Origin of the sequence: Pseudonocardia broussonetiae, from assembly GCF_013155125.1 — a bacterium.
In the GTDB taxonomy this organism is placed as follows: Bacteria; Actinomycetota; Actinomycetes; order Mycobacteriales; family Pseudonocardiaceae; genus Pseudonocardia; species Pseudonocardia broussonetiae.
In genome coordinates, this window is record NZ_CP053564.1 from 4,536,777 (window position 1) to 4,558,440 (window position 21,664).

General features: G+C 74.6%; 21 protein-coding genes. 19 read left to right on the forward strand and 2 right to left on the reverse strand.

The annotated features are described in order from the left end of the window. Positions 1-80: 80 nt before the first annotated feature. The 15 genes from HOP40_RS22205 (at position 81) to HOP40_RS22275 (ending at position 15,650) form a co-directional block, all read left to right on the forward strand. A complete protein-coding gene (locus tag HOP40_RS22205) occupies positions 81-881 on the forward strand; it encodes a hydroxypyruvate isomerase family protein (RefSeq protein WP_172161609.1) in 801 nt (266 codons plus the stop codon). Continuing rightward, on the forward strand, positions 878-1,753 hold the full coding sequence (locus HOP40_RS22210; protein ID WP_172161611.1) for a 2-hydroxy-3-oxopropionate reductase: 876 nt from the start codon (positions 878-880) through the stop codon (positions 1,751-1,753). Before HOP40_RS22205 ends, HOP40_RS22210 begins: the two co-directional genes overlap by 4 nt. After that, positions 1,750-3,537, forward strand: coding sequence for a glyoxylate carboligase (gene gcl, locus HOP40_RS22215; protein ID WP_172161613.1), 1,788 nt, complete (start codon positions 1,750-1,752; stop codon positions 3,535-3,537). Before HOP40_RS22210 ends, gcl begins: the two co-directional genes overlap by 4 nt. Beyond that, positions 3,534-4,631, forward strand: coding sequence for a glycerate kinase (locus HOP40_RS22220; RefSeq protein ID WP_172161615.1), 1,098 nt, complete (start codon positions 3,534-3,536; stop codon positions 4,629-4,631). The genes gcl and HOP40_RS22220 overlap by 4 nt, the downstream gene beginning before the upstream one ends. Before the next feature lie 86 nt (positions 4,632-4,717). After that, positions 4,718-5,092 carry a hypothetical protein gene (locus HOP40_RS22225; RefSeq protein WP_172161617.1) on the forward strand — a complete coding sequence of 125 codons (375 nt, stop codon included), beginning with the start codon at positions 4,718-4,720 and terminating at the stop codon, positions 5,090-5,092. A gap of 203 nt (positions 5,093-5,295) precedes the next feature. Continuing rightward, positions 5,296-6,426, forward strand: a complete 1,131-nt coding sequence (locus tag HOP40_RS22230) for an LLM class flavin-dependent oxidoreductase (protein ID WP_172161619.1) — start codon at positions 5,296-5,298, stop codon at positions 6,424-6,426. Next, complete coding sequence (locus HOP40_RS22235) at positions 6,423-7,283, forward strand: fumarylacetoacetate hydrolase family protein (protein WP_172161621.1); 861 nt, start codon at positions 6,423-6,425, stop codon at positions 7,281-7,283. Before HOP40_RS22230 ends, HOP40_RS22235 begins: the two co-directional genes overlap by 4 nt. A gap of 5 nt (positions 7,284-7,288) precedes the next feature. Beyond that, a complete protein-coding gene (locus HOP40_RS22240) occupies positions 7,289-8,221 on the forward strand; it encodes an ornithine cyclodeaminase family protein (protein ID WP_172161623.1) in 933 nt (310 codons plus the stop codon). Then, positions 8,218-9,174, forward strand: a complete 957-nt coding sequence (dapA, locus tag HOP40_RS22245; protein ID WP_172161625.1) for a 4-hydroxy-tetrahydrodipicolinate synthase — start codon at positions 8,218-8,220, stop codon at positions 9,172-9,174. The genes HOP40_RS22240 and dapA overlap by 4 nt, the downstream gene beginning before the upstream one ends. Next, the gene (locus tag HOP40_RS22250) at positions 9,171-10,367 is read left to right on the forward strand and encodes a cytochrome P450 (RefSeq protein ID WP_172161627.1); all 1,197 of its coding nucleotides are present in this window, start codon (positions 9,171-9,173) and stop codon (positions 10,365-10,367) included. Before dapA ends, HOP40_RS22250 begins: the two co-directional genes overlap by 4 nt. A gap of 52 nt (positions 10,368-10,419) precedes the next feature. Continuing rightward, positions 10,420-11,748 carry a histidinol dehydrogenase gene (hisD, locus tag HOP40_RS22255; RefSeq protein ID WP_172161629.1) on the forward strand — a complete coding sequence of 443 codons (1,329 nt, stop codon included), beginning with the start codon at positions 10,420-10,422 and terminating at the stop codon, positions 11,746-11,748. Between the two features lie 43 nt (positions 11,749-11,791). After that, positions 11,792-13,105: an ABC transporter substrate-binding protein gene (locus tag HOP40_RS22260; RefSeq protein WP_172161631.1), complete on the forward strand. Its 1,314-nt coding sequence runs from the start codon at positions 11,792-11,794 to the stop codon at positions 13,103-13,105. A gap of 63 nt (positions 13,106-13,168) precedes the next feature. Beyond that, entirely contained in the window at positions 13,169-14,038 is an 870-nt protein-coding gene (locus tag HOP40_RS22265) for a carbohydrate ABC transporter permease (RefSeq protein ID WP_172161633.1), read from the forward strand. Next, positions 14,035-14,925, forward strand: a complete 891-nt coding sequence (locus tag HOP40_RS22270; RefSeq protein ID WP_172161635.1) for a carbohydrate ABC transporter permease — start codon at positions 14,035-14,037, stop codon at positions 14,923-14,925. Before HOP40_RS22265 ends, HOP40_RS22270 begins: the two co-directional genes overlap by 4 nt. Positions 14,926-14,927: 2 nt before the next feature. Then, entirely contained in the window at positions 14,928-15,650 is a 723-nt protein-coding gene (locus HOP40_RS22275; protein WP_172161637.1) for an alpha/beta fold hydrolase, read from the forward strand. On the opposite strand, the gene HOP40_RS22280 is transcribed toward HOP40_RS22275, so the two are convergent. Then, positions 15,607-16,356 (reverse strand): HpcH/HpaI aldolase family protein, encoded by a 750-nt coding sequence (locus tag HOP40_RS22280; RefSeq protein ID WP_205346868.1) that lies wholly within the window; start codon positions 16,354-16,356, stop codon positions 15,607-15,609. The two genes, HOP40_RS22275 and HOP40_RS22280, sit on opposite strands and share 44 nt — an antisense overlap. After that, the gene (locus HOP40_RS22285) at positions 16,353-17,108 is read right to left on the reverse strand and encodes an SDR family NAD(P)-dependent oxidoreductase (protein ID WP_172161639.1); all 756 of its coding nucleotides are present in this window, start codon (positions 17,106-17,108) and stop codon (positions 16,353-16,355) included. The genes HOP40_RS22280 and HOP40_RS22285 overlap by 4 nt, the downstream gene beginning before the upstream one ends. Before the next feature lie 122 nt (positions 17,109-17,230). Between HOP40_RS22285 and HOP40_RS22290 the strand changes: the two genes are divergently transcribed. From HOP40_RS22290 to HOP40_RS22305, 4 genes are all read left to right on the forward strand, one after another. Further along, positions 17,231-18,226, forward strand: coding sequence for a LacI family DNA-binding transcriptional regulator (locus HOP40_RS22290; RefSeq protein ID WP_172161641.1), 996 nt, complete (start codon positions 17,231-17,233; stop codon positions 18,224-18,226). A gap of 72 nt (positions 18,227-18,298) precedes the next feature. After that, on the forward strand, positions 18,299-19,297 hold the full coding sequence (locus HOP40_RS22295; RefSeq protein WP_172161643.1) for a nuclear transport factor 2 family protein: 999 nt from the start codon (positions 18,299-18,301) through the stop codon (positions 19,295-19,297). 59 nt (positions 19,298-19,356) lie between these two features. Next, a complete protein-coding gene (locus tag HOP40_RS22300) occupies positions 19,357-20,556 on the forward strand; it encodes a cupin domain-containing protein (protein ID WP_240157207.1) in 1,200 nt (399 codons plus the stop codon). Position 20,557: 1 nt separating this feature from the next. Further along, positions 20,558-21,628, forward strand: a complete 1,071-nt coding sequence (locus HOP40_RS22305) for a C45 family autoproteolytic acyltransferase/hydrolase (RefSeq protein ID WP_172161645.1) — start codon at positions 20,558-20,560, stop codon at positions 21,626-21,628. Positions 21,629-21,664 lie beyond the last annotated feature (36 nt).

Below are 21,664 nucleotides of genomic sequence, written 5' to 3' on the forward strand. Positions count from 1 at the left end.
TTGCAGGAAAGCCACTTTCCCGCCCTCTGATGGCAGCAACGTGGCTTTCCTGCAACTCCCGCACGCCCCTGGAGGCCCCCATGGCGATCCACTACGCCGTCAACTGCTCCATCCTGTTCACCGAGCTGCCCCTGCTGCAGCGCCCCGCCGCGGCCGCCGCCGCCGGCTTCGACGCCGTCGAGTTCTGGTGGCCCTTCCCGACCACCGCACCCACCGACGCCGAGGTCGACGAGTTCGCCTCCGCCGTCGAGGACGCGGGGGTGCGGCTCACCGGCCTCAACTTCGCCGCAGGCGACATGCCCGCCGGCGACCGCGGCCTCGTGTCGTGGCCCGGCCGGGAGGCCGGGTTCCGCGACTCCGTCGCCGTGGCCGTCGGCCTCGGCGAGCGCCTGGGCACCCGCGTGTTCAACGCCCTCTACGGCAACCGGGTCGAGGGCGCCGCCGGCCAGGACGACGTCGCCGACGCCAACCTCGCCCACGCCGCGGGAGCGGCGGCGCGGATCGGCGCCACCGTGGTGCTGGAGCCGCTGTCGGGCGCCGAGCGCTACCCGCTGCGCACCGCCGCCGACGCGCTGGCCGTGGCCGACCGGGTGGGGGAGCCGAACCTCGCCCTGCTCGCCGACCTCTACCACCTCGCGGTGAACGGTGAGGACCTCGACGCCCTGCCCGCGCTCGCCGCCCGGATCGGCCACGTCCAGATCGCCGACGCCCCCGGCCGCCACGAGCCCGGCACCGGCTCGCTCGACCTGCGCCGCCACCTCGACGCCCTCACCGACGCCGGCTACACCGGCCACGTCGGGCTGGAGTACGCGCCCACCACGACCAGCGCCGCCGCGTTCGACTGGCTGGCGCCCTCGCACACCAGGGAGCTCACCTCATGACCACCATCGCGTTCATCGGCCTCGGCATCATGGGGGGCCCGATGGCGGCCCACCTCGTCGCCGCGGGCCACGACGTCGTCGGCCACAACCTCTCGCGGCCCGCCGTCGACCGGCTCGTCGCCGCGGGCGGCCGGGCCGCCACCGACACCGCCGACGCCGTGCGCGACGCCGAGGTCGTGATCACGATGGTCCCGGACAGCCCGGACGTCGAGGCGCTGGTCGCCGAGGTCTACCCGAACGTCAAGCCCGGCACCCTGCACATCGACTGCTCCACCATCCGGCCCGACGTCGCCCGCCGGGTCGCCGCCGCCGGCGCCGAGCACGGCGTCCGCGTCGTCGACGCCCCGGTCAGCGGCGGCGAGGCCGGCGCGGTCGAGGGCACGCTCTCGATCATGGTCGGCGGCGACGCGGCCGACGTCGAGGCCGCCCGCCCCTACCTCGACGTCGTCGGCGGCACCGTCGTGCACGTCGGCCCGGCCGGGGCGGGTCAGACGGTCAAGGCCGCGAACCAGCTGATCGTCGCCGGCAACATCCAGCTCGTCGCCGAGGCGCTGGTGTTCCTGGAGGCGCACGGCGTCGACACGGGCGCCGCTGTCGAGGTGCTCGCGGGAGGCCTCGCCGGGAGCACCGTGCTCGACCGCAAGGCCGCCGGGATGCGGGCCCGCACCTTCGCGCCCGGCTTCCGGATCGACCTGCACCACAAGGACCTCGGCATCGTCACCGCCGCCGCCCGCGAGGCCGGCGTCGCCATCCCGCTCGGGGCGCACGTCGCCCAGCTGGTCGCGTCCCTGCGCGCCCAGGGCCACGGCGGCCTCGACCACAGCGCGCTGCTGCTGCAGGTCGAGTCCCTGTCCGGAAGGAACCCCTCATGACCCGCATGCGCGCCATCGACGCCGCCGTCGCCATCCTGCGCAAGGAGGGCGTGACGCACGTCTTCGGCCTGCCCGGCGCCGCGATCAACCCGTTCTACGACGCGATGCGGCAGGACGCCGTCGCCACCGGTGACGGCCTGACGCACGTCCTCGCCCGCCACGTCGAGGGCGCCTCGCACATGGCCGAGGGCTACACCCGGGCGAGGGCCGGCAACATCGGCGTCTGCGTCGGCACCTCCGGCCCCGCGGGCACCGACATGATCACCGGGCTGTACTCGGCCTCGGCCGACTCCATCCCGATCCTGGCGATCACCGGGCAGGCGCCGGTCGCGCGGCTGCACAAGGAGGACTTCCAGGCCGTCGACATCGCCGCGATCGCCGCGCCGGTCACGAAGCTGGCGATGACGGTCCGCGAGCCCGGCCAGGTCCCGGGCGCGTTCGCCCAGGCGTTCCACCTGATGCGCTCGGGGAGGCCCGGCCCGGTCCTGCTCGACCTGCCGATCGACGTCCAGCTCGCCGAGATCGACTTCGACGTCGACACCTACGAGCCGCTGCCCGTGCACCGGCCCGCCGCCACGCGCGCCCAGGCGGAGAAGGTGCTGGACCTGCTCGCGGCGGCGGAGCGCCCGCTGATCGTCGCGGGCGGCGGCATCGTCAACGCCGACGCGTGCGCGGAGCTCGTCGAGCTCGCCGAGCTGCTCGACGTCCCCGTCGTCCCGACGCTCATGGGCTGGGGCGCGATCCCCGACGACCACCCGCTGATGGCGGGCATGGCCGGGCTGCAGACCTCGCACCGCTACGGCAACGCGACGCTGCTGGCGTCGGACCTCGTGCTCGGCATCGGCAACCGCTGGGCCAACCGCCACACCGGCGGCCTCGACGTCTACCGGGCCGGCCGCACGTTCGTCCACGTCGACATCGAGCCCACGCAGATCGGGCGCGTGTTCGCCCCCGACTACGGCGTCGTCTCCGACGCGGGCGCGTTCCTGCGCCAGCTCCTGGCCGCCGCCCGGGACCGCGCCCTCCCGGCGCGCGACGCCTGGGTGCGCGAGTGCGCCGAGCGCAAGGGCACGATGCAGCGCCGCACCCACTTCGACGACATCCCGGTGAAGCCGCAGCGGGTGTACGAGGAGATGAACCGCGCGTTCGGCCCCGACACCCGCTACGTCTCCACGATCGGGCTCTCGCAGATCGCCGGCGCCCAGTTCCTGCACGTGCAGCGTCCGCGGCACTGGGTCAACTGCGGGCAGGCCGGGCCGCTGGGCTGGACCGCGCCCGCCGCGCTCGGCGTGTGCGTCGCCGAGCCCGACGGCCTGGTCGTGGCGCTGTCGGGCGACTACGACTTCCAGTTCATGATCGAGGAGCTGGCGGTCGGCGCGCAGTTCAACCTGCCCTACCTGCACGTCGTCGTGAACAACTCCTACCTCGGGCTGATCCGGCAGGCGCAGCGCGGGTTCGGGATGGACTACTGCGTGCAGCTCGGATTCGACAACGTCAACTCCCCGGAGCTGGGCAAGTACGGCGTCGACCACGTCAAGGTCGCCGAGGGCCTGGGCTGCAAGGCGCTGCGGGTCACCGACCCGCGCGACCTCGCCGCCGCGTTCGCCCGCGCCCGCGAGCTGATGGCGGTCCACCGCGTCCCGGTGGTCGTCGAGGTCGTGCTGGAGCAGGTCACCAACATCAGCATGGGCACCGAGATCGACGCCGTCACCGAGTTCGAGGAGCTGGCGACGACCGCGGCGCACGCCCCGACGGCGACGACGCCGCTGGGTGGAGGGGCGTGACCGGGCACGTCCTCGTCGCGCCCGACAAGTTCAAGGGCTCGGCGACGGCGGCGCAGGTGGCGGCCCACCTCGCCGCCGGCGTCCGGGCCGCGGGGCGGCACGCCGTCGAGCTGCCCGTCGCCGACGGCGGAGAGGGGACGCGCGACGCGGCGGTCGCGGCCGGGTTCCGCCCGGTGGCGGTCACGGTGTCCGGGCCCACCGGACGCCCGGTGCGGGCCGGGATCGCGGTGCGGCACGGCACGGCGGTCGTCGAGCTGGCGGCGGCGTCGGGCCTCGCGCAGCTGCCCGCGGGCCCGGACCCGCTGCGCGCGAGCAGCCGCGGCACCGGGGAGCTCGTCACGGCGGCGCTGGACGCCGGGGCCGGCACCGTCGTGCTCGGGGTCGGGGGCAGCGCGTGCACCGACGGCGGGGCGGGGATGCTCGCCGCGCTGGGCGCCCGCCTGCTCGACGCCGACGGCGCACCGCTGCCCGACGGCGGCGCGGCGCTCGCGCGGCTGGCCCGCGTCGACCTCACCGGGCTCGACCGGCGCCTGGCCGCCACCCGGGTCGTGCTGGCCTGCGACGTCGACAACCCGCTGCTCGGGCCGACCGGGGCCGCTGCGGTCTACGGGCCGCAGAAGGGCGCGCGGCCCGGCGAGGTCGCCGCGCTGGAGGCGGCGCTGGCGCGGTGGGCGTCGGTCGTCGGACCGGACGCGGCCCGCCGTCCCGGGTCGGGCGCCGCCGGCGGCGTCGGCTTCGCCGCCCTGGCCGTCCTCGGGGCGGAGCGGCGCCCGGGCATCGAGGTCGTCCTGGAGCTCGTCGGGTTCGGCCCGCTGCTCGCCGGGGCGGCGCTGGTGATCACGGGCGAGGGCGCGCTGGACGAGCAGACCCTGCACGGAAAGGCCCCGGCCGGGGTGGCGCGGGCCGCCCGCGCGGCCGGGGTCCCGGTGGTCGCGGTCTGCGGCCGGTCCTCCCTCGCCCCGGACCGGGCGCGGGCCGCCGGCCTGGGGTCGGTGCACGTGCTCAGCGACGTCGAGCCCGACCTCGCGCGCTGCCTGGCCGACCCCGGCCCGCCGCTGCGGGCCCTGGCGCGGCGGATCGCTACGGCCGCCTGACCTGCGCGTCCGGTGTAACCCGACGCCGCCGCCGGGACTCCTACAGGACAGGAAGGCAGCATCCCCACACCTGAAGGAGCACTCCGATGTCGGACATCTACTACACCAGCGACGGCAGCATCGTCACCCTCGAGGACCACGACGGCGACGGCTACGAGGAGACCACCCTCGTCGACGAGAACCGCGACGGCGAGACCGACGCGTGGCTGATCGACACCGACGGCGACACCCGCGACGACCAGGCCTACTTCGACAACAGCCCCGGCGACGACGACTTCACGGCGGACGTCACCGCGGTCGACACGAACTCCGACGGCCGCGTCGACCGGGTGTACGACGACCTGGACTTCGACGGCGACCACGACCGCGTGACGACCGGCGGCAACGCCTGGCTGGGCGACGCCAACCCGTACGGCCCGGATCTGCAGGAGACGGTCAACGAGGTCTACCGGCAGCTGTGAGCCCCGCACCGCCCCGGCTCGACCGGACCGCCCCTCCTCCGCCACCGCCGGCTTCCGGCGGTGGCGGAGTCGTGTCCGCGCCCCTCGCGCGCCGACCGGTTCCATAGCAAACGTCTGATCGGTTCATCTCGGTACTCGTACTGGTCTTATGGGCTGACCCTCCCTAGCGTCTGTGCCACCACCACGGACGAGGAGGTCTGGCGATGAATCCCCTGGCAGGCGACAACCCGCTGAAGCTCGGACTGTTCTGCACCAACGGCCCGGGCGCGTCGCAGACCCTGGTCCCGGAGGCCCCCGAGACGTCCTGGGACCTCTCCCTGCGGACCGCGCGCGCTGCGGACCGCGCGGGGTTCGAGGCCGTCGTGCCGTTCGCCCGCTGGAAGGGCTACCCGGAGAACCGGGCCGACCACAAGACCGGCTGCGTGATGGACCCGTTCACCTGGGCCGCCGGCATCGCCGCCGCGACCGAGCGGATCGGCGTCTTCGCCACCTCGCACGCGCCCACGCTGCACCCGATCGTCGCGGCCAAGCAGGCGGCGACGGTCGACCACATCTCCGGCGGACGGTTCGCCCTCAACGTGGTGGGCGGCTGGAACCGGCCGGAGCTGGAGATGTTCGGCGCCCCGCTGCGCGAGCACGACGAGCGCTACGACCACCTCGACGAGTGGCTGCAGGTGATCCGCAGGCTCTGGACCGAGACCGACGAGTTCGACTTCCACGGCCGCTTCTTCGACGTCGTCGGCGGGGTCTCCCAGCCCAAGCCGGTGCAGCGCCGCATCCCGATCATGAACGCCGGCGGGTCGCCGCGCGGCATGCGCTTCGCCGCCGAGCACGCCGACCTCTGCTTCCTGATCGTGCACTCCGAGGAGGAGTCGGCGGTGCGCGAGCAGGTGCAGGGCTACAAGCGGATGGCGCGCGAGGAGTTCGGGCGCGAGATCGCGGTCTGGACCCACACGGTCGTCGTGCAGCGGGACACGCAGGCCGAGGCGGACGCCTACCTGCACCGCTTCTCGGTGGAGCACGAGGACACCGAGAGCGTCGACGCCTGGATGCGCCTGCAGGGGGCGAACGCGCAGCTGATGCCGCCCGACGTCGCCCGGGCGATGCGGCAGCGGTTCGCCGCGGGTGCCGGCGGCTTCCCGCTCGTGGGCACCCCGGAGACCATCGCCGGGCGCCTGGAGATGCTCAGCTCCACAGGCGTCGACGGGGCGCTGCTGACCTGGGTCGACTACGACGCCGGGATCGCCGACTTCACCCGCGACGTGCTGCCCCGCCTGGAGCGCGCCGGACTGCGCGCGCCCGTCGCGGCCCCCGCGGCGCTGGTGACGGCATGAGGCTCGCGCGCTTCCGCACGGCGGGCGGCACGGGGTTCGGCGTGGTCGAGGGGGACCGGGTCGCGCGCCTCGACCACCGCGTCGCGTCCTTCGAGCAGGTGCTCGCCGCGCCCGTGTCCCCGCGCGACGACGACCCGCGCGTCCCGACCGCGGACCTGGAGTGGCTGCCGCCGCTGGGCGACCACCCGAAGATCGTGTGCGTGGGCTTCAACTACCCCGCGCACGCCACGGAGTCCGACCGCGCACCCGACGCCCCCACCCACCCGACGCTGTTCACCCGCTTCGGCGACACGCTCGTCGGTGCGGGCGGCGCGGTCGTGCGGCCCGCGGGGGAGGACTCGCTGGACTGGGAGGGCGAGGCCGCGCTGGTCGTCGGCCGCGCGGGCCGGCGGATCCCCGCGGGCGACGCCCTGGCGCACGTCACCGGCGTCACCTGCCTGGCCGAGAACAGCGTCCGCTCGTGGCAGCTGCACTCGAACCAGGCCACCGCGGGGAAGAACTGGCCCGCCAGCGGCGCGGCCGGCCCCTGGGTGACGACGCTCGACGAGCTCGGCACCGGTTCGCTGCGCGTCACCACCCGGCTCAACGGCGCGGTGGTGCAGGACGACACGACCGACCGGCTGACCTTCCCGTTCGCCGAGCTCGTCGCCTACGTCAGCACCTTCACCCCGCTGCGCCCGGGCGACCTCATCGCCACCGGCACCCCGCGGGGCATCGGGTTCCGGATGGAACCGCCGCGGTTCCTGAGGCCGGGCGACGACCTCGAGGTCGAGGTGTCCGGTGTGGGCGTGCTGCGCCATGGCGTGGTGGACGAGGTCGTCCCCGCGCTGGCACGGACGGCGGGGTCGCTCCGATGACGACGATGAGGACCTGGACCGACGCCGACGTCCGCTCGACGGTCGCGCTGCCGCAGGTGATCGACTCCCTGGAGCGGGTGCTCGCGCACGAGGCCGCCGGGGCCGCGTGGAACCTCGACAAGACCATGACGGCCTGGCCGGTCGGCCCGGCCCGGGGCAGCGCCCACGCGCTCGGCGCCGTCGACCGGGAGTCCGACCTCGCCGTGTTCAAGACCTGGGTGAACACGCCGGCGGGGGCGAGCGCGCTGATGACGCTGTTCACCGCGTCCGACGGCGCGTCGCTCGGCGTCGCCGAGGCCGGCGCGGCCGGGGCGCTGCGCACGGCCGCCGCGTCGGGCGTCGCGACCCGCCTGCTGGCCGACCCCGGCGCCGACGAGCTCGCGGTGCTCGGCGCCGGGCGCCAGGCGCTGCGGCAGGTGGAGGCCGTCGCGGCGGTGCGGCCCCTGCGGCGCGTGCGGCTGTGGAACCGCACCGCCGACCGGGCGCACGAGCTGACCGCGCAGGTGCGCGACGCGCTGCACCTGGAGGCCGTCGTCGCGCCGACGGTGGCCGACGCCACCCGCGACGCGCCGATCGTCACCCTGGTCACGCGGGCCGACGAGCCCTTCCTCCGGATCGGGCACCTGGCCCCGGGCGCGCACCTCAACGCCGTCGGCGCGATCCTGCCCCACCAGGCGGAGTTCGACCCGGCGCTGCTCGACGAGGCCGCGCTCACCGTCGTCGACAGCGAGCCGAACGCCCGCCGGGGCTCGCGGGAGCTGCGCGAGCACTTCGGCGTGCCGCCCGGTGACGACTGGGGAGCGGTCCGCACGCTCGCCGACCTCGTCGCGGGGAAGGCGGTCCGTCCCGACCGCCCCCGCTGCACCGTGTTCAAGGGGATGGGGATGGGTCTGTCGGACCTTGCCGTCGCCCGTCTCCTCGTAGGAGGTGCGTCGTGAAGTTCCGCAGCGACCCGGCCAGGATCCGCGGCTCGATCGCCCCGGTGATCACCCCGTTCGCCGACGACGGCGCCCTCGACCTGGAGTCGCTGCGCGGCCTGGTCCGGTGGCAGCTGGCGTCGGGGTCGCACGGGATCTCGATCGGCGGCTCGACGGGGGAGCCCTCCTCGCAGACGGTGGCGGAGCGGATCGCGGCGATGCGTGCGGTCGCCGCCGAGGTCGACGACGCCGTGCCGTTCGTGCCCGGGACCGGCTCGGCGAAGCTCGACGAGACGCTCGAGCTGACCGCGGCGGCGCGCGACGCCGGTGCCGACGCCGCCCTGGTGATCACGCCGTACTACGCGCGGCCCACGCAGGAGGCGCTGCGCACCTGGTACGGCACGATCGCCCGGGAGTTCCCGGACCTGCCGATCGTGATCTACAACGTGCCGTCGCGCACCGCCGTGGACGTCGAGCCGGAGACCGTGGCGCGGCTGTTCCGCGAGCACGACAACATCGTCGGGATCAAGGAGACGACGAAGGACTTCGAGCACTTCTCACGGGTGCTGCACCTGTGCGGGCGCGACCTGCTGGTGTGGTCGGGGATCGAGCTGCTCGGGCTACCCCTGCTCGCGCTGGGCGGGGCCGGGTTCGTCAGCGCGGTCACCAACCTCGCGCCCCGGGCCGTCGCCCGGATGTACGAGGCGTGGGAGGCCGGCGACCACGAGACGGCCCGGGAGCTGCACTACGCCCTGCACCCGCTCGTCGACCTGCTGTTCGTCGAGACCAACCCGGCCCCGGCGAAGTGGGTGCTGCACGGTCGCGGCCGGCTGGCCTCCGCGGCGGTGCGGCCCCCGCTGCTCCCGCTCTCCGCCGACGGCGTCCCGCGCGTGCGCGCGCTGCTCGACGCCGGAGCGGCGCTGCTCGACCCGGCCCCCTCCGCGCAAGGAGCGACACCGGGAGCGACACCGTGAGCGACACCGTGGGCGGCGGGATCGACTTCGACCCCTACGACCCCGCGCTGACCGAGCCCTCGGTGTGGGACGCCTACGCCGCCGCCCGCGCCGCCGGGCCGGTCGTCCGGTCCGAGCACCGGGGCGGCTTCTGGCTGGTCACGGGCTTCGACGACGTCCGCGCTGCCCTGCGCGACGCCGGGACCTACTCCTCGGCGCACGGCCACCGCGTGCCGACCAACGGGACCCAGCGGGCCATCCCGATCGACGTCGACCCGCCCCTGCACACCGCGTACCGGAAGCTGATGACCGAGGCGCTCTCGCCCGCCGCCGTCCGCAGGCTCCGGCCGTTCCTCGAGCGGACCGTCCGCGACCTCGTCGGTCCGTTCGCGGCGCGCGGTGGCGGCGACCTCGTCCGCGAGGTCGCGCTGCCGCTCCCGCTGCAGGTGCTCACCGAGGTCGTCGGGTTCTCGGCGGAGACGGTCCGGCAGTTCCGCGAGCTCACCGAGGAGATGTGGACGGGCCTCGCCACCGGCGGCGCGACCGTCGACTTCCCCGCGATGGAGCGGCGCGTCTACGACCTCATGCACCAGGAGATCGCGGAGCACCGCGCGCACCGGGCCGACGACGTCGTCACCGCGCTGCTCGACGCCGAGGTCGACGGCCGTCCGATCCGGCCGGACGAGCAGGCCGGGATCCTCGCGACGTTCGCCGTCGCCGGGCACGAGACGACGATGAACTCCGCGGGCGCGCTGGTCCACGTGCTGGTCGAGCACCCGGACCTGCAGGACCGGCTGCGCGCCGACCCGGCGCTCGCACCGCGGTGCGTCGAGGAGGTGCTGCGGCTGCGCAGCCCGGCGCAGGGCGCGGCCCGGCGCACCACCTGCCCGGTCGACCTCGCCGGCACGGCGCTCGACGAGGGCGAGACGGTGCTGCTGGCCATCGCGGCGGCGAACCGCGACCCGCAGCGGTTCCCCGACCCGGACCGCTTCGACCCGGACCGCGACCTGCGCGGGCACCTGGCGTTCGGCTGGGGCATCCACCTGTGCCCCGGGGCGGCGCTGGCCCGGGCCGAGCTGACGGTCCTGCTGGAGGTGCTGCGCGAGCACCCGCCGCTGCGCGCGGACGGCCCGCCGACCTGGAGCGGCCTGCGCGGCGGGAGCCACCTCGGGCCGACGTCGCTCCCGGTGCGCTTCGCGGACCCCGGGGCGTGACCGTCGCACCTCGACCCTTGTCAGACCGGCGCGCGCCTCCTAATGTATGCGTATGCATCTCACTCCTGCCGAGAAGAACGGCTTCGGCGACGCCCTGACCGTCGTCAAGGAGCCGACCGGGGCGGACGGGTCCGCGAGGCGCGACGAGGCGGTCACCGCGACGGTGTCGTCCATGCTCTCGCGCATCGAGCGCGAGGGCGTGGACGCGGTCCTGCACTACGCCCGCGAGCTCGACGGGTTCACCGGCAGCTCGCTCGAGGTGTCCGCCGCCGAGCTCGCCCGCGCCGGGGACGGCCTGCCCGCCGACCTGCGCGAGGCGCTCGACACCGGCGCCGACCGCTCACGCCGGTTCGCGGTGATGCAGCGCGAGCGCCTCGTCGACTTCGAGGAGGAGGTCGTGCCCGGCGTCGTCTGCGGGCAGCGCTTCGTCCCGGTCGACGCCGTGGGCGCCTACCTGCCCGCCGGCCGCTTCCCGCTGCTGGCCGGGGCGTTCATGACGGTCGGCGTGGCGAAGGCCGCCGGCGTCCCGCACGTCGTGGCGGCCACCCCGCCGTCGTTCGAGGGGCGCGCGCACCCGGCGGTCCTGTACTCCGCGCACATCACCGGCGCCGACGCCGTCTACGCCGTCGGCGGGGTGCAGGCGCTGGCCGCGATGGCGTTCGGCCTGCTCGACGGGCGGCCCGCCGACATGGTCGTCGGCGCGGGCAACGCCTACGTCGCCGAGGCCAAGCGGCAGCTGTTCGGCCGCGTCGGCATCGACGTGCTCGCCGGCCCGTCCGAGGTCGCGGTCATCGCCGACGACACCGCCGACGCCGCGATCGTCGCCGCCGACCTGCTGGCCCAGGCCGAGCACGGCCCCACCTCGCCCGCGAGCCTGGTCACCACGTCCGAGCGGCTCGCCCACGAGGTCGTGCGCCAGGTGGAGAAGCAGCTGGCCGGGCTGGCCACCGCGGAGATCGCGGGCGCCGCGTGGCGCGACCACGGGTCGGTCTACGTCGTGCCCGACCGCGCCGCCGCGGCCGAGGTGATGAACCTGCTCGCCCCCGAGCACCTCGAGGTGCTCGCCGACGACCTCGACTGGTGGCTCGGCGCGCTGCGCAACTACGGCTCGCTGTTCCTCGGCACCTGGTCGACGGTCGCCTACGCCGACAAGGGCATGTCCGGCACCAACCACGTCCTGCCCACCGTCCGCGGCGCCCGGTACACCGGGGGTCTGTCGGTCGCGGGCTTCCTCAAGCAGCTCACGCACCAGCGCGCGACGCGGGAGTCGACGGTCTCGCAGGCCGGCCCGACGGTCGTCGTCTCGGACGCGGAGGGCCTCGTCGGCCACCGCGACAGCGCGCAGCTCCGCCTCGATGCGGTCGCCCCCCGCTCCCAGTGATGCATACGTATATGTCCGTCCACCACACCCAGCAGGAGCCGTGATGCCCAGATCCCGTTGGCAGGTCCTCGCCGTCGCGATGACCGCCGCCGTAGCGCTGTCCGCCTGCGGGGCGGGGTCGCGCACCGCGGCCTCGACCGCGACCGAGGTCGCGTGCGACGTCCCCGCGCCGCCCCAGCCGGTCACGGTCAACGTGCTGGCCTACAACTCCTCGGCCATCGACCCCTTCACCAACACGATGGTCGCGAGCTGCACCACCGACCAGATCACGGTCAACCACGAGCCGATCGACTTCGCGGGCCAGGTGCAGAAGACCACCGCCACGCTCGCCGGCGAGACCGGCACCTACGACATCGTCGAGACCTACGGGTTCATCCTCCCGACGCTGGCCGCGGAGGACAAGCTCGCGCCGCTCGACGACTTCGTCGCCCAGTTCGGCCAGGAGTACGGGCTCGACGGCCTCGACCCGGCGATGCGCCAGGCGATGTCCTACGACGGCAAGCTCTACGGGCTGCCGATGCAGGCGCAGATGTACGTGATGGCCTACCGCAAGGACGTCTTCGACGGCCTCGGACTGCAGCCCCCGACCACGTTCGCCGAGATGCGCGACGCCGCCACCGCGATCCAGCAGGCCGGGGAGATCCCCTACCCGATCGCGCTGCCGCTCCTCGCGAGCGCCGACATCTCCACCGCCTACGACGCCGCGCTCGGCTCGCTGGGCGTCGACTACGTGAACGCGGAGACGCGCACCCCGAACTTCGACAAGCCCGAGGCGGCCACCGCGTTCGAGGAGCTCCGCTCGCTCGTCCCGTTCATGGACCCGCAGGTCACCACGTTCGACCAGCCGCGCGTCCAGCAGCAGATGTACAACGGCTCGGCCGCCATGGCGATCATGTTCTCCGGACGGATGAACGACCTGTCGCAGCCGACGAACAGCCGGTTCGCCGAGCAGTTCGCCTTCGCTCCGCCGCCCTCGGTGGGCGGGGGGGACGTGCTCTACAACTCGCTGTCCGTCGACGGCTGGTCGATCCCGGCCAACGCCGCCGCCGACCCCGCGCTGCTGTTCGAGATGATCGCCTCCGCGGTGGGCGAGGACGCGTCCCGCGCCTCGGTGCCCGCGGCGTTCCCGGCCCGCGAGGGCATCGTCACCGCGGACAGCAGCCCGTACGCGGCCGCCGCGCTGGAGTCGATCGGCCAGGCCCCGCCCGCCGAGCCGTTCCCGTGGACCTCGCGGATCGCCAACGACACCCGCACCGTGGTGGCCGACGTCGTCCTGGGCAACACGCCCGTGCCCGACGGCCTCGCGCAGATGCAGCAGATCGCCACCGAGATCCTGGCCGAGTACCCCGCCCAGTAGTGACACCCCGCGGCCGCCCGGGGGAACCCGGGCGGCCGCCCCGACCGGTCAGCGAGGTGAGCAGTGCGACGGCGAGAGTTCCTGGCGTTCGTGGCCCCCAGCGTGCTGGTGATGGGTGGGCTGCTCCTGCTGCCCCTCTACCGCACCGTCGAGTGGAGCTTCGAGCGCGTCGACTACGGCGAGCCCGGCGAGTTCGTCGGGCTGGACAACTACGGTGAGGCGCTCACCGACCCGCGGCTGGGGCAGGCGGTGCTGTTCACCCTCGGGCTCACCGCGGCCGTCGTCGCCGCGCTGCTGGTGGGCGGCTACCTGCTCGCCGTGATGGTCAACCGGCTCGGCCGGGCCAAGCCATGGGTGCTCGGCATCCTGCTGGTCTCCTACGTGGTGCCGCACGTGGTGGGCGCGACGATGTTCTCCTGGCTGTTCGACGCGAACTTCGGCGGCGTCGTCAACCAGGTCGTCACGCTCGTGACCGGCCGGGAGGTGCTCTGGTTCACCGACCCCTGGCCGAACCGGGTGATGGTCTGGCTGAACACGATCTGGTTCATGCTGCCGTTCTCCATGCTCGTGATCATCGCCGGCCTGCAGGGCGTGTCCACGGAGGTCATCGAGGCGGCGAAGATCGACGGCGCGGGGCCGGTGCGCACGCACTGGAGCGTGATCATCCCGAACATCCGCGGCGTGCTCGGGTTCGTCGCGATCATCTCGATCATGGACATCCTGCGGACGTTCGACCAGCTCATCCCGCTCTCGCCGCAGGCGGTCCAGATCGGCAACGAGTCGATCATGCTCTACATCTACAACATCGCCTTCCAGGACGGCGGGCAGCAGCTCGGGCTCGGCAGCGCGGTCAACGTCCTGCTGATCCTGCTCATCGGCCTGCTGCTGTTCCCCTTCATCCGCGACGTCGCCCGGGAGGCCCGGCAGGCATGAGCATCCTCGAGAAGTCCGAGAGCGGCACGGTCCGTCCGGAGCCCGTCACCCCGTCCCGGCGGCCGCGCAAGTACGGCCGCGCCTCCCTGCTCGTCGGCGGCGCCCTGGTGCTGATCTGCCTGGCGATGCTCAGCCCGGTGCTGTGGACCGCGGCGACCGTCACCAAGCCGACCGACGTCGCCTTCCTCAACCCGCCGCAGTTCTTCTACGAGCCGACGCTGACCTCGTTCGTCGACCTCTGGCAGACCACCCAGTTCTACAAGTACCTGATCAACACCCTCGTCGTCGCCGTGCTGAGCACGATCGCGGCGCTGGTGATCGGGATCCCCGCGGCCTACGCGCTGTCGCGCTACCCCGGCTGGATCAGCGCGGTGCTGCTCATCGCGGCGCTGGTGTTCCGGGCCCTGCCGCGGTTCTCCGTCGTGCTGCCGATGTACGACATCTCCCGCGCGCTGGGCGTCTACGACACGACGTTCGCCGTGGCGGCGGCCCTCGTGGCGATCAACCAGCCGTTCAGCATCTGGCTGCTGCGCAACTTCTTCGCCGAGATCCCCAAGGAGCTCGACGAGGCCGCGATGCTCGACGGCTGCACCCGCTTCCAGACGCTGCGCCGCGTGATGGTGCCGCTGATGGGGCCGGGCATCCTGACGGCGGGGATCTTCATCTTCCTGTTCGCGTTCCAGGAGTACCTGACGGCCAACATCCTCACCGACGTCTCGGCCCGCACGGTCCCGGTCTTCATCGCCACGCAGCTGGGGCAGACCCTGCCGATGCTGCAGCAGGCCGGCGCCGCCGCGATGCTGCTGACGCTGCCGGTCGTCGCGTTCGCCTTCATCGCCCAGCGCTACCTCGTGGCCGGGCTGAACGCGGGGTCGGTCAAGGGGTGAGCGTGCCCCTGGTGCTCCTGGGCGGGATGGGGTGCTCGCCGCGGCTGTGGGCGGGCGTGCGGGACCGGCTCGGTCCCGGCCCCGTCCTCGACGCGACGCCGGACCGGCCGACGATCGACGGGTGCGTCGACGCCCTCCTCGACGCCCTGCCGCCGCGGTTCGCCCTCTCCGGGCTGAGCCTCGGCGGCATCGTGGCGATGGCGCTCGTGCGGCGCGCCCCGGAGCGGGTCGTGCGCCTGGCGCTGCTCTCGACGAACGCCCGGCCCCCGCTGCCCGCGCAGCGCGCCGCCTGGGCCGCGCAGCGGGCGGCGCTGGCCGGCGGCGCCACCGCGCGCGACCTGCAGGCCGAGCTGCTGCCGGTGCTGCTGCACGACCCGTCGTGCGCCGGGCCCGCGCTGGCGATGGCCGACGACGTCGGTGCGCAGGTGCTCGACCACCAGCTCGCCGCCCAGGCCACGCGCGTCGACGAGCGCCCGGCGCTGGCCCGGGTGGCGGTGCCGACGCTGGTGCTCGCCGCGCGGCAGGACCGGCTCTGCCCGCTCGACCGGCACGAGGAGATCGCGGCGCTGGTGCCGGGGGCGCGGCTGGAGGTGCTCGACGGCGTCGGGCACCTCTCGCCGCTGGAGGCGCCCGACCGGGTGGCCTCCGCGCTGGAGCGGTGGTGGGCGGGGGAGCCGGGCGTCAGGCCCGCAGCCCCCGGAACGCCTGCATCATCACGTGGGTGAGGTTGTGCACCACGACCTGCGCCCCGTCGGCCAGCGCCGCGGCGGTGTCGCCGAGCGCCAGGTCGCAGCGCACCGCGCCGGCCGTGGCCGGGTCGGTGCGCACCGCGGCGAGGAGCTCGGCGACAGAGGGGTCGTCGGGGGAGCGGGAGGCGCCGAGGTCGGCGACGCCCACGAGGTAGCCGTCGATCCCGTCGACGGCCAGGATCGCGCCGGCGTCGCGGATCGCCGCGGGCGACTCCAGCATGGCGATCACCAGCGTGCGCTCGTCGGCCGCGGCGCGGTGCGCGTCCGCCGTGACGGTGCCGAACCGGCCCGCGCGGGAGTAGGTGGCGAACCCGCGGGCGCCACGCGGCGGGTAGCGCAGCGCGCGCACCAGCGCCTCGGCGTCGGCGGCCGACTCGACGTGCGGGGCGACGACGCCCTGCGCGCCCTGGTCGAGAGCGCGCTGCGCGAGGACGTGCTCGCCCTCGCCGGGGCGCACGAGTACCGCCATCCCGTGCGCGTCGGCCAGGGCGAGGTGGTGGCGCAGCGCCAGGACGTCGGCGGGGCCGTGCTCGCAGTCGACCAGCACGAAGTCCAGCCCGGCGACGGCCAGCATCTCGACGACCTCCTCGCACGGCATCCGCACGAGCGCGCCGGACACCCGCTCGCCGGCGCGCAGCCGCGCCCGCAGCGAGGGCCGGGCCGGGGACGGCGGGGTGCTCACGCGACCATCCCGCCGGACAGGTCGAGGTCGGCGCCGGTGAGCCCGGGCATCCCGAGCACGGCGAGCACGGCCCGGCCGACCTCGTCGGCGGTGACCATCCGGCCCAGCGCCGCTCGCCCGACGAACGCCGCGCGCGCGTCCTCGCTGGTGCCGCCGGTGCGCTCGGCCTCCAGCCGGAAGTTGCGGTCCATCCGGTCGCCCTCGACGGGGCCGGGGGAGACCGCGTTCACCCGCACGCCGGCCTCGCCGACCTCGAAGGCGAGCGTGGAGGTCAGGCCGATCACGGCCATCTTCGACGCGCAGTACGGCGTGCGCCGGACCAGCGGCCGCTTGCCCGACACCGAGGCGATGTTGACGACGTCGCCCGCGCCGCGCGCGACCATGCCCGGCAGGAACGCCCGGCACATGAGGAAGACGCCGCGGACGTTCACCGCGAACACCTCGTCCCACTCGTCGGGGGCGATCTCGGTGAGCGGGGCGACCGGACCGGCGATCCCGGCGTTGTTGACCAGGACCGAGACCTCCTCGCCGGCCAGCCGCTGCGCCAGCGCCGCCACGGCGTCCGGGTCGGCGACGTCGCAGACCTCGGCGCGGGCGGCGTCGCCCAGGTGCCGCGCCGTGGCCTCCAGCGGCCCGGCGCGGCGCCCGACCAGCACGACGCGGGCCCCGTCGGCCACGAGGTGCGCGGCGATCGCCGCGCCCAGGCCGTTGCCGCCGCCGGTCACCACCGCGGTGCGCCCGGCCGCGCTCATGCGGCCCACCCCGCTGTCGGACGTCGGTCCACCGTGGCCTCCACATCGCTTGTCGGCATACGTATGCTGGTGAGTGAAGCTGGGCGGTGCGGGTACTGTCAAGCGGGCATCGGAGGCACGGGATGATCACCAGTCGGGACGTCGCGAGGCTCGCGGGCGTCTCCCAGCCGACGGTCTCCCGCGCGCTGCGCGACGACCCGAAGGTCTCGGAGGCCACCAAGCAGCGCGTGCGCGACGCCGCCAGCGCGCTGGGCTACTCGCCCAGCGCCATCGGCCGCGCGCTGTCGGTGGGTCGCTCCACCCGGGTGGGGCTCGTCGTCACCGACCTCGACAACCAGTTCTACGCCCACGTCATCGCGCCGCTGCACCACGAGCTGGAGCGCCTGGGCCACGAGCTGGTGCTCATCACCGAGTCCTCCGACAGCGGCCCGGTCGCCGAGCACGTGGTGGCGCACGGACTGTGCGGGGTGGTGCTCGCGACCACCACCGTCGACTCGATCCTGCCGGCGCGCCTGCGCGACCGCGGCGTGCCGTTCGTCTACTTCAACCGCACGGCGCCGAGCGTCGCGGCCGACTCGGTGACCGTCGACCCCGAGCAGGGCGTCCGTGAGCTGCTCGCCGACGTCATCGGCCGCGGTCACCGGCGGATCGGCGCCGTGTTCGGGCCGCGCAACACCAGCACCGGCGAGCAGCGCGAGCAGGTCGTGCGGGCGGTGCTCGACGAGAACGGCATCGGCCTCGCCCACCGCGACGTGCTGCACGGCCCGTTCGACTTCCGCACCGGCCACGACGGGATGCGCACCCTGCTCGACCGCGACGACCCGCCGACGCTGGTGCTGTGCGGCAACGACGTCGTCGCGCTGGGGGCGCTCAACGCGGCCAAGGAGATCGGCGCCGCCGTCCCCGGCGACGTCTCGATCGCCGGCTTCGACGACCTGCCGACCTCGGCCTGGGCGCTGGTGCGGCTGAGCACGGTCGCCTACGACCTCGCCGAGATGTCGCGCGAGGCCGCGCGGCTGCTCGTCGGCCGGGTCGAGCGGCCCGACGCCGAGCCGGTGCACGCGGTGTACCCGACGCGGTACGTGGCCCGCGACACGGTCGGTGCCCCCCGGACCTGACCGCGCGGCCTTGTGAGCATCAGTGCATACGCATACAATCGACTCGTCACGTCAGCGAGGAGAGGACAAGCGATGCCGCTCGACCCGGTCGCGTACAAGCCGTACACGGACCCCGACGACTTCATCCGGGAAGTGACGGACCGGATCTGGGTGCAGCGCGACGTCTCCTACATCGTCGACAACTACGAGCCCGACTCGATCGTCCACGGCGGGCTGGGCACGGTCGTCGGCCGCGACGGCGTCATCGAGGGCAGCCTGATGCGCATCGCGGGCACGCCCCAGCACGTCGGGCAGGCCGAGGACGTCGTGTGGGAGGCCCGGGGCGACGACGCGTTCCTCAGCTCGCACCTGGTGTTCTCCAGCGACGAGCACGTCATCGACGGGCGCAGCCGGCGCATCCGCAAGCGCACCGTCGCCAACTGCCTCTACCGGCGCGGGCGCATGGTCGAGGAGTGGGTCGTCCGCGACGAGCTCGCCGACGTCCTGCAGCGCGGGCTCGACCCCGACGAGGTCGCCCGCGGCCAGCTCTTCCGCGGCTACAGCGGCTCGATGACGCAGCCCCCGCCCGCCGACGTGCTCGCCGTCGGCGACAGCGGGCCGCGCCCCGACGACCACCGCGCCGAGTGCGAGATGGTGCTGGAGTTCGTCGACGAGGTGTGGAACCAGCGGCGCCTGCACCGGGTGCCGGAGTTCATGGAGCGCGACCTGTTCCTGCACACCGTCGGCGACACCACGGTCGTGCGGCCCGACGGCTACCAGCGCGACCTGCTCTCGCTCGTCGCCCCGTTCCCGGACGGCCGGTTCGCCGTGCGCGACGTGCAGACCAATGTCGACGAGCGCTACGCCGGCCTGCGGATCGCCCTGCTGTGGACCCTGAACGGCACCTACCACGGCACCCCCGCGTTCGGCCCGCTCACCGGGCGCCCCGTGGAGCTGCTGGGCGTGTCCCAGTTCCTCGTGCAGCGCGGCCGGATCGTCCGCGAGATGCGCGTCTACGACGAGATCGCCCTGCGCGCGCAGATCAACGCCGCGCGCGGCGACGGCGTGTTCACCGACACCAACATCTACTGAGCAGCCCGTTCCCCGGGCAGCACCACCAACTGGCAGTACCGACAGCAGCGGAGGACGCCGTGACCGACACGGCCACGATCGACAGCGGGACCGGCAGCGGGACCGTGGTCCCGCCCGGTGAGGTCGCGCGCCGCACCATCCGGCGCACCGACTGGGTCCCGTGCAAGGCGGCGTTCATCGACTGCCGCACCCCGGGCTCGGACCGCAAGGACAACTACTCGTTCATCGGGCCCGGCGTCTCGCAGAGCGCCGACCAGTACGTCAACCTGCGCGAGCCGCACGGCTTCCAGCTCGGTGCGGCCGGCATGCCCCACGGCACGACCAACAGCCTGCACCTGCACTTCACCGCCGAGGTGTTCGTCAACTTCGACGGCGACTACCAGCTGCGCTGGGGCGCCGACGGCACGCAGGGGGAGTACCGCAGCGTCGACGGCGACGTCGTCTCGGTGCCCACGTGGATCTTCCGCGGCTTCACCAACGTCGGCGACGACGAGGGCGTCCTGCTCACCGTCCTGGGCGGCGACGACACCGGCGGCATCATCTGGGGCCCGTCGGTGCTGCGCGAGGCGGCCGGGCACGGGCTGCACCTCACCGCCGACAACCGGCTCGTCGACACCGTCCGCGGGGAGCGGGTGCCCGACGGCGTCGCCCTGGTCACGCCGATGCCGCAGGACGAGATCGACCGGCTCGACCGCCTCGACGCCGACGCGTTCCGGGCGCGCGTCACGCACGCGGGCGACCGCGTGTGGGTCGCCGCGCCGTTCCTGTGCTCCGGGCTGCCCGGCGGCGGCGCCGAGCTCAGCCTCGTGATCGGCTACGGGATGAGCGAGGACCGGCGCGCGACCCCGCGGCTGCACGACCCGCACGGCTTCGACCTCGCCTGGCTCCGCGCCCGCGTCGGCGAGGGCGTGCTCACCCACCGGCACCCGGGCACGCAGGTGCTCACGGCCAAGGCCGGGCGCTGGGCGGTGCGCCTCAACACCGGGGCCGACGAGCAGGTCGTCGAGCTCGGGCCGCTGGACACGCTGTCGGTGCCCGCGGGCGCCTGGCGGTCGTTCACGCTGCTCGACGCCGCGCCGGGCCGGGCCGCCGACCCGGGCCTGGGCGAGCTGCTCGTCGTCAACGAGGGCGACGGCCGCACGCGCCTGGAGTGGGCACCCGAGGTCGTCGCGGCGGCCCGCGCCGCCGGGCACGTCCTCGACGCCAACGGCTACGTCGCCCCCGCCGAGGTGCTGGTGACCGCCACGGACGACGACTGACGTGGCCGCGCCCGCGACCGCGTTCGCCCCGACCGACCTCGACGACCCGGTCGCGCACGGGGCCGCGCTCGCCCCGCGCGTCGCGGCCCACCTCGACGCGTGGCTGCAGGTGCTCGTCGCCGAGGGCGTCGCCGACCCGCCCGCCCACCTGCGCGCGCTGCTGGGCGCCACCGGGTTCCGGTCGGCGGTCGAGGAGCTCGTGCCCGACCTCGCCGAGGAGGTCCGGGGCGTCGCGGCCGGGGCGGGCGTCGATCCCGACCTGCTGCTCGCGCTGCAGCTGATCGACGAGGAGCCCGCGCAGCGGGGCAGGGCCGCCACGCTCGCCAAGTGCACCGGGTTCGGGCTCGCGCTGCCGGGCGGCCCGACGTGGATCGGCCAGAACATGGACCTGGGCGCGCACACCCGCGGCCACCAGGTGCTGCTGCGGGTCGTCCCGCGCGGTGACGTCCCCGCGGCGCTGGTGTTCAGCGTCGCCGGGGTCGTCGCGCTGCTGGGGGTGAACGCCGCGGGCGTCGGCGTGTGCGTCAACGCCGTGCCCCAACTGCCCGCCGCGCCCGACGGGCTGCCGGTCGCCTTCGTGATCCGCCGCCTGCTGCAGGCGCGCACGCTCGCCGAGGCGGTGCGGCTGGTCCACGACCTGCCGCACGCGACGAGCCAGCACTACCTGCTCGCCGGGCCGAGGGAGGTGCGGTCGTTCGAGGCGCGGCCCGACGGCGTCGCCGAGCACCGTCCGGCCGACCCGGCGCGGGTACTGCACACCAACCACCCGCTCGGCCCGGTGGCGGGCACGCCGGCCCCGCCCGGCGCCGAGCACGACTCGCGGGCCCGCCTCGACGCCCTCGCCGCGCGCGTGGGCACGGGGAGCCCGGCGCTGGCCGACCTGCAGGCTGCGCTGGCCTCGTCCGACGACCCCGCGCACCCGATCTGCCGGGTCCGCGGCGCCGGCCCGTCCGACTACACGACCGGCTCGATGGTCTCGGCCCTGCGCCCGGACGCGCCGGTCGAGTCGTGGGTCAGCCCGGGACCGCCGAGCGAGGTGCCGTACGCGCACGCGGTGCTGGCGTCCGCCTGACCCTTGCCCTGCGTCGTCCCCCCGTCTATAACGATG

What these genes read in the sequence shown, in the direction of transcription:
- HOP40_RS22205 (WP_172161609.1), top strand. Translation starts at nt 81, where the DNA reads ATGGCGATCCACTACGCCGTCAACTGCTCCATCCTGTTCACCGAGCTG.
- HOP40_RS22210 (WP_172161611.1), top strand. Translation starts at nt 878, where the DNA reads ATGACCACCATCGCGTTCATCGGCCTCGGCATCATGGGGGGCCCGATG.
- gcl (WP_172161613.1), top strand. Translation starts at nt 1,750, where the DNA reads ATGACCCGCATGCGCGCCATCGACGCCGCCGTCGCCATCCTGCGCAAG.
- HOP40_RS22225 (WP_172161617.1), top strand. Translation starts at nt 4,718, where the DNA reads ATGTCGGACATCTACTACACCAGCGACGGCAGCATCGTCACCCTCGAG.
- HOP40_RS22230 (WP_172161619.1), top strand. Translation starts at nt 5,296, where the DNA reads ATGAATCCCCTGGCAGGCGACAACCCGCTGAAGCTCGGACTGTTCTGC.
- HOP40_RS22235 (WP_172161621.1), top strand. Translation starts at nt 6,423, where the DNA reads ATGAGGCTCGCGCGCTTCCGCACGGCGGGCGGCACGGGGTTCGGCGTG.
- HOP40_RS22240 (WP_172161623.1), top strand. Translation starts at nt 7,289, where the DNA reads ATGAGGACCTGGACCGACGCCGACGTCCGCTCGACGGTCGCGCTGCCG.
- hisD (WP_172161629.1), top strand. Translation starts at nt 10,420, where the DNA reads ATGCATCTCACTCCTGCCGAGAAGAACGGCTTCGGCGACGCCCTGACC.
- HOP40_RS22260 (WP_172161631.1), top strand. Translation starts at nt 11,792, where the DNA reads ATGCCCAGATCCCGTTGGCAGGTCCTCGCCGTCGCGATGACCGCCGCC.
- HOP40_RS22270 (WP_172161635.1), top strand. Translation starts at nt 14,035, where the DNA reads ATGAGCATCCTCGAGAAGTCCGAGAGCGGCACGGTCCGTCCGGAGCCC.
- HOP40_RS22285 (WP_172161639.1), bottom strand. Translation starts at nt 17,108, where the DNA reads ATGAGCGCGGCCGGGCGCACCGCGGTGGTGACCGGCGGCGGCAACGGC.
- HOP40_RS22290 (WP_172161641.1), top strand. Translation starts at nt 17,231, where the DNA reads ATGATCACCAGTCGGGACGTCGCGAGGCTCGCGGGCGTCTCCCAGCCG.
- HOP40_RS22295 (WP_172161643.1), top strand. Translation starts at nt 18,299, where the DNA reads ATGCCGCTCGACCCGGTCGCGTACAAGCCGTACACGGACCCCGACGAC.